At 50.1% G+C, this 13,231-nt stretch carries 11 protein-coding genes; 5 read left to right on the plus strand and 6 right to left on the minus strand.

Features of this window, described 5'->3' with window-relative positions:
- Positions 1-177 precede the first annotated feature (177 nt).
- From rpmH to mnmE, 5 genes are all read left to right on the plus strand, one after another.
- The gene (gene rpmH, locus ACQE3Y_RS08750; RefSeq protein WP_003849659.1) at positions 178-318 is read left to right on the plus strand and encodes a 50S ribosomal protein L34; all 141 of its coding nucleotides are present in this window, start codon (positions 178-180) and stop codon (positions 316-318) included.
- Between the two features lie 16 nt (positions 319-334).
- The gene (gene rnpA / locus ACQE3Y_RS08755) at positions 335-694 is read left to right on the plus strand and encodes a ribonuclease P protein component (protein ID WP_038629327.1); all 360 of its coding nucleotides are present in this window, start codon (positions 335-337) and stop codon (positions 692-694) included.
- The gene (yidD, locus tag ACQE3Y_RS08760; RefSeq protein WP_085069137.1) at positions 658-915 is read left to right on the plus strand and encodes a membrane protein insertion efficiency factor YidD; all 258 of its coding nucleotides are present in this window, start codon (positions 658-660) and stop codon (positions 913-915) included. Before rnpA ends, yidD begins: the two co-directional genes overlap by 37 nt.
- 2 nt (positions 916-917) lie before the next feature.
- The gene (gene yidC, locus ACQE3Y_RS08765; protein WP_426973791.1) at positions 918-2,561 is read left to right on the plus strand and encodes a membrane protein insertase YidC; all 1,644 of its coding nucleotides are present in this window, start codon (positions 918-920) and stop codon (positions 2,559-2,561) included.
- Between the two features lie 118 nt (positions 2,562-2,679).
- Positions 2,680-4,044, plus strand: coding sequence for a tRNA uridine-5-carboxymethylaminomethyl(34) synthesis GTPase MnmE (mnmE, locus tag ACQE3Y_RS08770; RefSeq protein ID WP_426981449.1), 1,365 nt, complete (start codon positions 2,680-2,682; stop codon positions 4,042-4,044).
- 85 nt (positions 4,045-4,129) lie between these two features.
- Here mnmE and ACQE3Y_RS08775 read toward each other — a convergent pair whose 3' ends face one another.
- The 6 genes from ACQE3Y_RS08775 to ACQE3Y_RS08800 form a co-directional block, all read right to left on the minus strand.
- A complete protein-coding gene (locus ACQE3Y_RS08775; protein WP_426981450.1) occupies positions 4,130-7,240 on the minus strand; it encodes an autotransporter outer membrane beta-barrel domain-containing protein in 3,111 nt (1,036 codons plus the stop codon).
- A 115-nt stretch (positions 7,241-7,355) separates the two neighbouring features.
- The gene (locus ACQE3Y_RS08780) at positions 7,356-8,408 is read right to left on the minus strand and encodes a fimbrial protein (RefSeq protein ID WP_426981451.1); all 1,053 of its coding nucleotides are present in this window, start codon (positions 8,406-8,408) and stop codon (positions 7,356-7,358) included.
- Positions 8,409-8,435: 27 nt separating this feature from the next.
- On the minus strand, positions 8,436-11,003 hold the full coding sequence (locus tag ACQE3Y_RS08785; RefSeq protein ID WP_426981452.1) for a fimbria/pilus outer membrane usher protein: 2,568 nt from the start codon (positions 11,001-11,003) through the stop codon (positions 8,436-8,438).
- Between the two features lie 32 nt (positions 11,004-11,035).
- Complete coding sequence (locus ACQE3Y_RS08790) at positions 11,036-11,761, minus strand: fimbria/pilus periplasmic chaperone (protein ID WP_426981453.1); 726 nt, start codon at positions 11,759-11,761, stop codon at positions 11,036-11,038.
- A gap of 89 nt (positions 11,762-11,850) precedes the next feature.
- The gene (locus ACQE3Y_RS08795; protein WP_426973785.1) at positions 11,851-12,390 is read right to left on the minus strand and encodes a fimbrial protein; all 540 of its coding nucleotides are present in this window, start codon (positions 12,388-12,390) and stop codon (positions 11,851-11,853) included.
- Positions 12,391-12,763: 373 nt separating this feature from the next.
- On the minus strand, positions 12,764-13,078 hold the full coding sequence (locus tag ACQE3Y_RS08800) for a hypothetical protein (RefSeq protein ID WP_426973784.1): 315 nt from the start codon (positions 13,076-13,078) through the stop codon (positions 12,764-12,766).
- Positions 13,079-13,231: the final 153 nt, after the last annotated feature.

Raw genomic sequence — 13,231 nt, forward strand, 5'->3', positions numbered from 1 at the left:
GGATTTGCAGGTCGATTCGGGCAGCAGGCGCGCGCAATAAGCGAAGTAAATTGACTCGGGACTGTACAATTATTACAATCCCGCCTCTTTATTAAAGATACACTGAGGCGTCGGTCGTTTTACTGAAACGGGTACGCGTCACCACGTGAAATTTTTCAAGTTTAGGTAGAAATCGCCATGAAACGCACTTTTCAACCGTCCGTACTGAAGCGCAACCGTTCTCACGGCTTCCGTGCTCGTATGGCAACTAAAAATGGTCGTCAGGTTCTGGCACGTCGTCGTGCTAAAGGCCGTTCTCGTCTGACCGTTTCCAAGTAATAAAGCTAACCCATAAGTGGTTAAGCTCGCATTTCCCAGGGAGTTACGTTTGCTAACTCCCACTCATTTCACTTTCGTCTTCCAGCAGCCACAACGGGCTGGCACGCCGCAAATTACCATACTCGGCCGCCTTAATTCGCTGGGGCATCCCCGTATCGGTCTTACCGTCGCGAAAAAAAATGTTAAGCGTGCGCATGAGCGTAACCGGATCAAGCGATTGACCCGCGAAAGCTTTCGCCTACGCCAACACGAACTCCCTGCAATGGATTTTGTGGTCGTGGCCAAGAAAGGGGTCGCTGACCTCGATAACCGTGCGCTAATGGAAGCGTTGGAGAAATTATGGCGTCGTCACTGTCGCCTGGCGCGCGGCTCCTGATTGGGCTGATCCGCGTTTATCAACGCGTCATTAGCCCTCTTTTGGGACCACACTGCCGTTTTAACCCGACCTGCTCGCAATATGGAGTTGAAGCATTGCGCAGGTTCGGAATGATAAAAGGCAGTTGGTTGACGGTTAAACGCGTATTAAAATGCCACCCTTTAAACCCGGGTGGTGACGATCCGGTGCCGCCAAAAACCGACGATAACAGAGAACATTAACGATGGATTCGCAACGCAATCTTTTTCTCATCGCTTTTCTGTTCGTGTCTTTCATGATCTGGCAAGCCTGGCAAACGGACCACGCTCCGCAGCCGCAGCAGACTCAGACCACGCAAAACACGACAGTAGCCGGTGATGCCGCTAACCAGGGTGTGCCTGCCAGCGGTCAGGGCAAAACGATCACCGTTAAGACTGATGTCCTGTCTTTGCACATCAACACCCGTGGTGGCGATGTGGAACAGGCGCAGCTGCTGACTTACCCGGATAAACTGGGCTCTTCTCAGCCTTTCCAACTGCTGGAAACCACTCCTGCCTTCCTGTACCAGGCGCAGAGTGGCCTGACCGGCAGAAACGGGCCGGATAATCCAAATAACGGCGCGCGTCCGCTGTATAACACCACTCAGGATAGCTTCCAGCTCACTGACGGTCAGAGCGAACTGCGTATCCCGATGACCTTCACCGCAGAGAACGGCGTTGTTTATACCAAGACGTTTGTGCTGAAGCGCGGCGAGTATGCCATCAACGTTGAGTATCAGATCAACAACACCTCACAGCAGCCGCTGGAAGTGGCGATGTTTGGTCAGCTGAAGCAGACGATTGAACTGCCGAAGCATCGTGATACCGGCAGCAATAACTTTGCTTTGCATACTTTCCGTGGCGCGGCGTACTCCACCAGCGACAGTAAATATGAGAAGTACAATTTCGACACTATCGCGGACAACGAAAACCTGAGCGCTACTACCACCAACGGCTGGGTTGCCATGCTGCAGCAATATTTTGCGACCGCATGGGTACCGCGTACCGCCGGTGCGAATACGCTCTATACCAGCAACCTGGGCAATGGCCTGGCGGCAGTAGGCTATAAATCCGCGCCAGTAGCGGTTGCGCCAGGCAGCCAGCAGACGCTGGCCGCTACGCTGTGGGTTGGCCCGGAAATTCAGGACAAAATGGCGGCGATTGCTCCCCATCTTGACCTGACCGTTGACTACGGCTGGCTGTGGTTTATCTCTCAGCCGCTGTTTAAGCTGCTGAAGTTCCTGCACAGCTTTATCGGTAACTGGGGCTTCTCGATTATCGTTATCACCTTTATCGTACGCGGCATCATGTACCCGCTGACCAAAGCGCAGTACACCTCGATGGCGAAGATGCGCATGCTGCAGCCGAAAATTCAGGCGATGCGTGAGCGTTTAGGTGACGACAAGCAGCGTATGAGTCAGGAAATGATGGCGCTGTATAAGTCAGAGAAGGTTAACCCGCTGGGCGGCTGTCTGCCTCTGGTTATCCAGATGCCGATCTTCCTTGCGCTTTATTACATGCTGATGGGCTCGGTAGAGCTGCGTCATGCGCCGTTCGCATTGTGGATCCATGACCTCTCTGCACAGGACCCGTACTATATTCTGCCGATCCTGATGGGCGTAACGATGTTCTTCATTCAGAAGATGTCGCCAACCACCGTCACCGATCCGATGCAGCAGAAGATCATGACCTTTATGCCGGTCATCTTTACGGTGTTCTTCCTGTGGTTCCCGTCAGGTCTGGTGCTGTACTACATCGTCAGCAACCTGGTAACCATTATCCAGCAGCAGGTGATTTACCGCGGGCTGGAAAAACGTGGTCTGCACAGCCGCGACAAGACGAAAGCGTAACGGCCTGAATTAATTCAGTTTCAGGCAGTACCTAACAGGGGCGGATTTTACCGCCCCTGTTTATTTGTTGCCGTCCGGTCATCATAATGAATGTTATTACCGTATTGAGAGAGTTTCCATGAGCCACAGCGATACCATTGTCGCCCAGGCCACACCGCCAGGACGTGGCGGCGTGGGTATTCTGCGTATTTCCGGCAGCAAAGCGGCAGAGGTTGCCCAACAGCTGTTGGGTAAACTGCCGAAACCGCGCTACGCTGATTATCTGCCGTTTAAGGCCGCAGATGGCAGCACGCTCGATCAGGGCATTGCGCTCTGGTTCCCCGGCCCCCACTCCTTTACCGGTGAAGATGTACTGGAGCTACAGGGGCATGGCGGCCCGGTTATCCTCGATCTGCTGTTAAAACGCATTGCTGCGTTGCCCGGCGTGCGCATCGCCAATCCTGGCGAATTCTCTGAACGCGCGTTTCTGAACGACAAGCTGGACCTGGCGCAGGCCGAGGCAATAGCCGACCTGATTGATGCCAGTTCAGAACAGGCTGCCCGCTCGGCGTTGAATTCCTTACAGGGCGCTTTTTCCACGCGTGTTAATCATCTTGTGGAAGCACTTACTCACCTGCGAATCTATGTAGAAGCGGCTATCGACTTCCCGGACGAAGAGATTGATTTCCTTTCCGATGGAAAAATTGAAGCGCAGCTAAACGCCGTGATGCAGGACCTGAACGCGGTACGTGCGGAAGCGCGCCAGGGCAGCCTGCTGCGTGAAGGGATGAAGGTGGTGATTGCCGGGCGTCCTAATGCCGGTAAATCGAGCCTGTTAAATGCGCTGGCCGGACGCGAAGCCGCTATCGTGACCGATATTGCCGGCACCACGCGTGACGTGCTGCGCGAACATATTCATATCGATGGGATGCCGCTGCACATCATTGATACCGCCGGTTTACGCGATGCCAGCGATGAAGTGGAACGTATCGGTATTGAGCGGGCATGGCAGGAGATTGAACAGGCGGATCGCGTTTTGTTTATGGTAGATGGCACAACCACCGAGGCTACCGAGCCTGCGGCGATCTGGCCCGATTTTATTGCCCGTCTGCCATCGTCGCTACCGATTACCATAGTACGCAATAAGGCTGATGTAACCGGCGAAACCCTGGGCCTGACAGAAGTAAATGGTCACTCACTTATTCGCCTTTCCGCCCGTACCGGTGAAGGGGTTGATGTGCTGCGCGATCACCTGAAACAGAGCATGGGCTTTAACGATAATATGGAAGGTGGTTTCCTGGCACGCCGCCGTCATCTCCAGGCTCTGGAGATAGCGGATACTCACTTACAGCAGGGCAAAGCACAGCTGCTGGGTGCCTGGGCGGGCGAGCTGCTGGCGGAGGAGCTGCGTCTGGCACAACAGGCGCTGAGTGAAATCACCGGCGAGTTTACCTCTGACGATCTGCTGGGCCGCATCTTCTCCAGCTTCTGTATAGGTAAATAAGCGCGCCGCTGAAGGTAGCCAGAACTCAGTAACCAAAAAGAGGCCGACGCAGTAACCTGCCCGGCCTCTTGTTATGGCAACATCATCAGAAGCTATACTTTGCGCCCAGCATCAGGCTGGCGTCCTGATAGTGATAACGCCCCTGCTGCAAGGCAATGCTGCCGTTAAGCTGTAAGTTATCACTCACTTTCCCTTCTACGCCGGTTTTAAGCTCCGCCACATTGCGCCCGCTGTTTTGCTGTACCTTGAGCTGATTCAGCCTCACCTGATAAGGATCGCTGTTACGCAGCCAGTTAAGCTCAACATAGGGCCTCAGATCGCTTTCGCCGGGCTGTTTTGATTCCGTTATCCAGCCACGCATCCCAATGCGGCTGATAAAATTATTATTTTTATTGGTGATGCGGGTACCGTTCTGCTCCGTTAAACGTACGGATTTCAGGCCGTTGAAAATAAGCTGCGCATGCGGTTGCAAGTAAAAAGCGTAGCGACGTTGGTTATCGCCCTGCCGCTCCAGCGCCTTCCATGCATACCCACCTTCCAGCGAAGCGCTAATACCCTGCATATGGTAGTTTTCAGTTCGCAGCCCTTCTCCCGCCACATTGCCGGTAAACCAGTTATATTGCAGCCAGCTATCCAGCCACAGTCCGCTATCGCTGTTCTGGTCAGCAAACCAGGTGGCATATGCGCCCAGACTGTAGCCGGAAATAGCGCTATTCGCGGTGTAGCCGCTCAGGGTTGAACGGATATTGGTCGCCTGACGGCCATAGCCCAGCATCGGCCCAATATGCAGTCGTCCCGTATCTGCCGTCATCTGCCAGAGATCGCCGCCTAACTGTACGCTATAGCGATTGCCCTGCGCTTCCAGCGTATCCGCGCTGTAAGCACGATTGTGGCCTGCGGTCTGACGTAGCCACAGGCTGCTGCCGCGTTGCTGGTCGCTCTCGCTCAGGCTGCGGTTACCCAGACGATCGTAAAGACTAAGATTAAATAAGGTGGCGGCGGCTGCGCTGTTAGCGATATAACCGCCTACTTCAGGGCGAAACACCGGCGCTTTATCAGCAGCATGGTTCATGAGATACCAGTTACCGGCACTGGCACCTGTGCCCCGCCCCAGCTGATACTCGTAAGCACCGGCAACAACTCTTCCCTGTTGTACAAACTCACCGGCAGACAAACCGTTAACCTCAATCAGCTTAATTCCATGAAGTGTTTTAGCGCCGACGCCGCCCGCGTTAAGCACCCTGACCTGGGTTGATCCCGAGGTATTACCCTGGACGATCAGCCTGTTGGTCGCTGAGCTATCGTTCCCCAGACGCGTATTAAAAATCAGCGCGCCGTTATTACCAGCATAGTTACCGGCGACAACCAGATCATGGTTAACAACGCCCTGTTTAAAGGCCACGGTGCCCTGATTGATAATATTCTGTACTGAAGAGGCGCGCGGTATGCGCCAGAGGCTCTGAGAATAAACGGCGATATCCGCATTATTAACCGCGCCGGTAAGCTGTGATTGATCCCGTAATATCAGCGAGGCGGTGCTGCCGGGATCGACCTTTACATCACCATTCAGCAGGGTTCTGTTGCTTGCTTCCAGTTCAACATGGGAAGCGGTAACGGTGCCTTTTTTGGCGTCGTTAACCGTAACCACCTTTAACAACTGTTGGTTGCCGCCCTGCAAATAAGCGCCATTGCTGGCCTGCATGTGAAGACGGGCCGCCTTGACGTTGATCGCTTCCTGCTTCACGCCGATCAGCCTGACGTTATCCAGCCGAACCTGACTAAGCTGCGTTGAAGAACCACTGCTGGCGGTAGCCTCGCTTTTCACTGTCAGCACTGGCGCATTTCCTGCGCTGATTAGGGTACTATTATCAATGTTAAGGCTGGCTGCCTGCGTGAACAAAGCGCTGGCATCCTTGCCGTGCGTCATCACCTTTATTCTGCTGCCCTGTACCCTCGCCTGGCTAAAAGCCCCAATACCGAAAGCGGAAGCGCCCTGAGTAGTAATTGTACTGTTGGCGATATCAAGCTGACCGCCCCTGGCGCTGATAGCGCCCCAGCCACGTTCGCCGCTGGTTTTAATAGAGAGATTTTTACCGGCCACCTGGTTTGTTGTATAGATAGCGTAGCTTCCGACGCCGGAGGTGGTTAACGTCACGTTCTTCGCCTTCGCTGTTCCCGCCAGCGCATTCAACGCAATAGAGGCATCGCCAGAAGTTTTCAGCGAAGCATTACTGATCGTTAACTGCGTGTCCTGATTCGGTAGCCAGACGGCATCAGCGTATTTACCAAAAGTGGTATAGCTGCCGCCGTCAGCAATCACGCTGGCGTTCTGATTAATATCTAATGCCCGAACATTATCGCCGGTGGCAATCACATCAACGTTATTCAGCGTCGACAGAGAATTACGAATCAGCAGAGCGTACTCATTTTCAACCTGGATATAACTGTTTGCCAGTGTTGTGCGGGTCAAAGGCCCCCAGTCGCCAATACGTACGCCGCCGCTTTGGCCTTTGGCGATGATGGTTACCCCGTCGGCAATCAATTCGCCAAGATTTTGTTGGATGCCGTAGCTCACCGAACCACCGTCAAGATTAAACTGACTATTGGTAATTCTGGCCGTCGCGTCCGCGCCGTTTAACGTCACGCCTGCCGAAACGGATTTGCCCTTCACATTGACATTTAATCCATCGGCGATCAGAGAGGAGTTATCACGTACCTCGACGCCGTAACCGTTGGTTCCGGACAGCGTAATATCGGTATTCCTGATATTCACTACCGAGCGACCATTGGCAACCACACCATGGGAGCCGCTTTGCCAGGTGCGAATACTGCTGTTAGCCATATCAAGATAACCTGATGAGACATTAAGCGCGGGATAAGCTGCGGCGTTATTTTCAAAGCTGGCCCCGTTGATGGTCAGCGTGCCCTTGTTTTCCACCAGAGCCGCTGAGGTGGCTTCGCTATAAAAGCGCAAAGCAGGGTTAACGACCAGTTCGCTGCCGGCACCAGAGACATGCAGCGGATATGTTCCCGGCTCATACGTGGCGTAACCTGAGGTGACATCTGTGCGGTGCCCGCTGTTTTCATGCCAGGGTGAAACGCTACTGGCTGAAAAAGGCAGTAGTGTGAGCAGCAGGCAAACATTGCCAGTGCCATCACCGATAAAAGGAAAGCAACGCAAATAATTTCTGCTCATAGTCATTCCTTTGTGTTTTTCCATATATTAAAAAGCAATTAAAAATGCGTCTTTTTCAAACGATAGCGATCTTCGCGCCTGGCAATAATAAAAGTCAAGCCACTATTTCTTACCATTACATATAATTGATAGTGTAAGTTACCGTTCCTGTTAATTCTCCCGGCGTCACTTTTTCCTTTGTTCGGTAATAGGCAGCTCTTAAAGGAACTGTTAATACATGAGAGCTTGATGAAAAGCTGCCTATTTTAAACCACGCATTATTTTCACTTTCAACAAAAGCGCCTGTACTATCCTGATGCAGGATCTGAAATCCAATACCTTCCGCCATGCTTCCGGCACGATTAAAAAAGGGATAAACGCCATTTCTTTCTAACCCTGCCACCGGCGTACCGCTGAAAGCCATATTAATGGAAAGCGTACTCCATATATTTCCGTTACATTGCAGTGAAACTGAAAAATCGGTGACATGATTATCTGCCCGGCCACTTTGCGGTAGCTCAGCAACATTCAGACCCGGCAACGTTTGATAGATATTTGGTGTGGTTGTATTGCAGGTATATTCAGAGAAAGAGAGCTTTCTGACATTGGTGGCCCAATAATGTATATAACCATAACCCGCATCGCCAATAGAAAACAGGCTTACATCATTGCGAAACGGAGAGATAGCCATGCTCTCACCTGTTTTTACCAGCTCAACACGCACCGGAACGCTGATTTTTGTATAGTTTGAGGTGGAAATGCCCGGCACAAAAACTTTATCGGTAGAGTAGCCACTGTCATAACTTTTACTGACGGCATCCCTTTCGCCATTAATCGTGACAAAGAATGTTAATCCGCTTTTGTTTCCTAACGCATTTGTGGTATTTCCCCGATTGATATATATTTTTGCTTTTTCTGGCCCTGCGATTATGGTGCCCGTATTAAGCTCTTTGGCACACCACAAATCCAGGTTCATAGTGACATCATAAATCGTTGCCCCTATGGGCACCTTATTAGGTATCTGGTTGGGGAGCTTATTAAAATCAAAGGCGAAAACATTATTAGAGGTATTAGAGTCAGGCGCGCAGCGCACGGTTGTGGCATAGCTTGTATGGCAAATAAAACCGGAGGCCGCCAGTAAAATTACATATCCAGTATTGCGCGAGCCTTTTTTTATCAGGTCATTCATGATTTTCTCCCAATTTCAGCGCCAGATTTATCGTACCGCTTTGGCTAACGCTTCTTGTCTGGCAACCGGTGTAGGGTAACGACATGTTGTATTGAACCGCTGGAATTGACGTTGTCTTTTATCTGTTTTTTCCGGCAGGTTAACATCGAATAAACAGGTATAGCGGCTGTGCGGCCCCCAGCTAACCTGTAAACGATTCATGGTCTCCTCAAGGCGGATATACATTTGGCCCCCCTGGGCCACGACACCCACATCGCGTCCATCTTCGGTTTTTACGCTGGCACCAAAAGGCAGGGCTTCGCCGTTTGGCAACTGCGCCTGGATCAATACTGCATTGCCCTGTTTGGTTGGATAATTAACTTTTACTATCGCCCCGGCGCGCGGCACCACCTGCTTAACAGTGGATTCCAGTTCAACATCCAGCGGCATGCCAGTGGGATTAATAGCGATTTTATTGATGCGATAAGGGGTGAGCCAGGGAACCAGCGCATAGCCGGCATCGTTAACGATGACGCCCGGATAACCTTCAATTGATGCGCCCGCCGCGCCTTTGGCCTGAACCACAGCCTGCGTATCACCGGTGTAAGGGCTGGCGACCAGCGCATCCGGTAACAGCACGAAACTGCCATTCATTCCGGCCGTATAAGAGCGATAGCTTTTGCCTTTCGCGTAGCTGGCTTTCAGCTGTGTATTTCTGAAACGATAAGAACCCGATATATTTCCTGAGCTGTCGCCATTATTTTCACGCGCTACGCCAACATTATAATCTAACTGATCTTTTTCACCCAGGACGCCGCTTAACGCCAGCTGCGTTGTGATACCGTCATCACTACGCGTGGTATAGCTGTTAACATATGGTATATGGGATCCCCGCCCCAGCGGCAGCGAGAAAGAGAGAAGATATTGCGTTTCGCTGTAGGAAGCGTTTCTGGCGCGATTAAGGCTGATGCCATAATTAACTAACTTAAAACGATTGGTATAACCCAGCTGGTACTGCACATCGCTGCCCTGCCTGCCCCAGTAATTTTCTACATAACCGCTGGTGTAAATATTGCCGCCGTTCTCGCCCAATTGCTGATTTAACGTAAGAGATAAACGATTCTGAGGACGGTTTAATTGCAGCCCTTGCGCCTGATTCTCTTTCTGGTGGAAATCCACAAGCTGCGTAGCGTTATTCAAGTCCAGATAACCTGAAGAAGAAAACCGGTAGGCAGCCACGGAAATCGTGCTGTTAGTGGTCGAAATGAACTTGCTATAGCTGGCACGAACGCTAATGCCGTTTTGCGCGCTGGTGCCATCATCAAAGCTGGCCCCGGTAGCATCCAGAGCAAAAGCGCCCGCAGGCGTGCTGATGGCTCCGCCGACCAAACCGGCAAGGTAGTCACCGGAGCCCAACAGGCCGCTGTAACCAGTAAGCCAGTTGTTTATCCCGTACTGAAAGGTTGCCTGAAATACTTTAGGCGTATAGCTGAGATTTTGATTGCGCAGGGTTCCCATCAGCAGGCTGTAACGATAGCTGCCAGGGCGGATCATTTCCGAAACGGCCGCATAAGGCACGACAAACTCCGCTTCCCGGCCATCAGATTCCGTTACCGTCACGCGAAGATCGCCGCCATAGCCAGAGGGATAGATATCATTGATAGCAAACTCGCCCGGCGGCACCGTAGTTTCATAAATCAGGGCATTATTTTGCCGAATCTGTACGCGTGCGTTGGTTTGAGCAATACCGCGTACCACGGGAGCATAGCCACGTTGTGAGTCAGGCAACATCTGTTCAGAGGTTGCAAGCCTGACTCCCCGGAACATAAAAGAGTTAAACAGGGCGCCCGAGCTGTTTGCATCGCCGATTAAAATCCGCGCACGTAGTGATGTAATATCCCGCTGCAGGTTATTGCTCAGAACAGAGTAGCTGTTGCCGTTATTTTTACTCCACCTCCACGCGCCAGAATGCCGAAACATCCAGCCATGAATATTAAGGCTACCACCCAACTTGCTGTAAAAAGATTCCGAGCCGAACCTGCCCGAATCCTGTTTAAAGTAGCTGTTATCATAACTGGCATAGAGCGCATTGCTGCCCTCTTCCCATAGCTCAGGATCAACATAGCCGCGTGCGGTTCGGTTAAGCCATGCCTGTGGGATTTGAAGATTAAGGCGCATATCGGCAAGCACCATCTGCGCTTTAGAGGAAGGCTGGAGCGATTCCAGCGCCGTACAGTTACTTTCCTGACGCAGGGCATTCTGCAGCTCTGATGAGAGCTGGCCTGTGCGAAAACCGGTCAGGTTAGCCAGCGCCGGGCTAAAGCAAATCACAGACTCCCCCCTTTTCTCACGGACGGTCACGTTTTCGCGTCCCAACAGTTGATCATTTAAATAGATATCGCTGGCATAGATGCCTGGCGGGATCCTGAACTTGCCGTTAAACCGGGAAATATCGATATAATCCCCGGCAGTCTGATCAAGAAAGATAGGATCAAAAGAAACCTCCGCGCGGGTTGATGTCGAAAGCATACAGAAAATAAGCGCGGTAAAATGCCATGAAATGACGTAATTTCTTTGGTGATGGCAATAATGGTGAAAGAAAGAAAAAAATGACATAAACATACCCTTCATTATGTGAGTTATTTAAGTTAATAAATCTCTCTTTCTATCGTAACGCTGGCCCCGTAATCGTTAATATAAATGTATTTAAACTTACTCAAAGCAAACTTATTACCTTTGAAGGCATAAGTCACTCTGGAGAAAGGGGCGATCATCTTCCCCTCAGCATTAAACGTTTTATTCCCTGATTTAGCCTCAACTGAAGTAATTGAAACATGGAAAGGGGAACGATTTTCTGCCTCAAGTATGGCTTTTTTATTATCCTTCACTACTCGCCAGATAACCTTTTCTGCAGCCTCAGCCGGAGAGATATCCTGAAGCGATTTCGGCCTGAAAAACAGTTTAATACGAGTACGGATTGCCATTTGCAATAAATTTTCCATCTTACCCGACGGTTTAGGTGGAATATCCAGCACGTTTAACCAAAAAACAGATTCTCTGTCTGCAGGCACATCAAAACCTTCGCCAAGATAATTAATTCGCAGCGTTTGCCCCTGGTGTGGCTCGATGCGAGTTACAGGAGGAAGAAGAATAAAGGGCACCTTAATGTTTTTTATCGCTTGATTCTTATCCCCGCTATCAATCCATGACTGAATCAAAGAAGAATAATCGTTCTGACTCTCCAGACGTACGGTAACCTCACTTTTTTCTTCAGGGTAAATGACGCGCGTACTATTAATTACAATACCGGCCAAAGCAGAGGTTATATTTAACAACAGACCGCAAAAAAGCAGTAAGAGAGATTTTATATTCATTCCTGATGCTATTCCTGAGGGTAAATATCCAAAATGAATAAATGCAAGAGCATAACTCCTGCATTTTTATCAAAGGGCAGGAATAGGCGTTACTGGTAGTCGATAGAATAGGTCACTGACGTTGCCAGTTCACCAGCGGTCGCCTTGCCGGTCGCATAGTAGTAAGCGCTGTAAAGCAGATTGGCTGTACCGGCTGCCGACAACGCAGTCGCGGGATTATTACGCTGGCTGGTGTTACCGACATACACATCATTTTCATCGTTGTCTCGCAGCTGAACCTGAACCTGCTGAGCACCAGAACTGATGGTGTTATTCAGACGTCCTGTTGCAGCATCAACCGTTGGGCCGTGTTCAAAATAGGCACGTACGCTGCCGGTGGCGGGCGTACAACCGGTCAGGTTCATGGTAAAAGCCGTGCGACCTGCCATCTTGCCAGCTTCATTCAGAGCAGAAGTGGAGAGTGAAGGCAGGTTAATAACGGCGTCAGCAGCGCCGCCATTAACTTTTACAGTACAGGTCTGCTGTGTCAGTTTGCCATTGATAGTGATTGTTCCATCCGCCGCACCGGCCGGAAGCACCATGACAGAAACTGTTAACGCAATCGCTGTACCTAATATTGTTTTTTGCATCTTAAACTCCATTTTATTTTTTAATGAAAAATGAATGCCGAGTAAAAAACCGTACAAGTTACTCGCGTGATCAATTAAGCCGAAAAAATAAAAGCCATCCCATGAAATTTTATTTAATGACTTATAAATATTTATATCTTTACTGCAGAGGGCATTAACAACTAATGAATAATCGCATTAACAATGCCCAGTACAGCAACGACGACTAAACATTAAATGAAAACGTTCATTTTCACATTAAAATTTATTTCACTAACTTTTTTCCATGCTAACGTGTGAGGTAAACCAGCATCCGAACCATTAACGCATTTATTATTTCACTTTCAGAAAGAGTATAAATAAACAATTAACACCCCGAGAGGATAGTTTCATGTTATTTTGGAAGCGGCAAAATAAGATTAAACCATTGCTCTGCGGTGGCGTTAAACCATTCGCACGTTTTATCCCAGCCATTTACCATACCGTACATGGTACCGAGCATACTGCCAGCGACGCTGCCGACAATCACGCCGCCAAGATTGCCTATGATTCCTATGCCCAAAATTCCTCCACTATTACCGCCCACCGTAGCCGCTTTTAACAGGCCGGAAGACGCGCCGGTAAAACTGCCAATCACCATAGAGCCTATCGTTTCGAAGAATTCACCGCCTGACACCTGGCTAATTTCATTTAATTCTAAATATCGCACAATCGCTCCTTATTAGCTGTTTCAATTACTGAATTATAAAATCTCAATGACAACGCATTAATAGCATTTATATGCTATTTACTGTAAGGGCATGCAACAATAGTAAACAATCCATTATTGACAGCGCCCTATATTGATGATTTTTACGCGGGC

The organism is Pantoea sp. FN0305 (assembly GCF_050113845.1).
GTDB lineage: Bacteria > Pseudomonadota > Gammaproteobacteria > Enterobacterales > Enterobacteriaceae > Mixta > Mixta alhagi.

Excerpts from the sequence above, each read along its gene's own strand:
- rpmH (WP_003849659.1), top strand. The coding sequence starts at position 178 with ATGAAACGCACTTTTCAACCGTCCGTACTGAAGCGCAACCGTTCTCAC.
- yidD (WP_085069137.1), top strand. The coding sequence starts at position 658 with ATGGCGTCGTCACTGTCGCCTGGCGCGCGGCTCCTGATTGGGCTGATC.
- yidC (WP_426973791.1), top strand. The coding sequence starts at position 918 with ATGGATTCGCAACGCAATCTTTTTCTCATCGCTTTTCTGTTCGTGTCT.
- mnmE (WP_426981449.1), top strand. The coding sequence starts at position 2,680 with ATGAGCCACAGCGATACCATTGTCGCCCAGGCCACACCGCCAGGACGT.
- ACQE3Y_RS08775 (WP_426981450.1), bottom strand. The coding sequence starts at position 7,240 with ATGAGCAGAAATTATTTGCGTTGCTTTCCTTTTATCGGTGATGGCACT.
- ACQE3Y_RS08780 (WP_426981451.1), bottom strand. The coding sequence starts at position 8,408 with ATGAATGACCTGATAAAAAAAGGCTCGCGCAATACTGGATATGTAATT.
- ACQE3Y_RS08785 (WP_426981452.1), bottom strand. The coding sequence starts at position 11,003 with ATGTCATTTTTTTCTTTCTTTCACCATTATTGCCATCACCAAAGAAAT.
- ACQE3Y_RS08790 (WP_426981453.1), bottom strand. The coding sequence starts at position 11,761 with ATGAATATAAAATCTCTCTTACTGCTTTTTTGCGGTCTGTTGTTAAAT.
- ACQE3Y_RS08795 (WP_426973785.1), bottom strand. The coding sequence starts at position 12,390 with ATGCAAAAAACAATATTAGGTACAGCGATTGCGTTAACAGTTTCTGTC.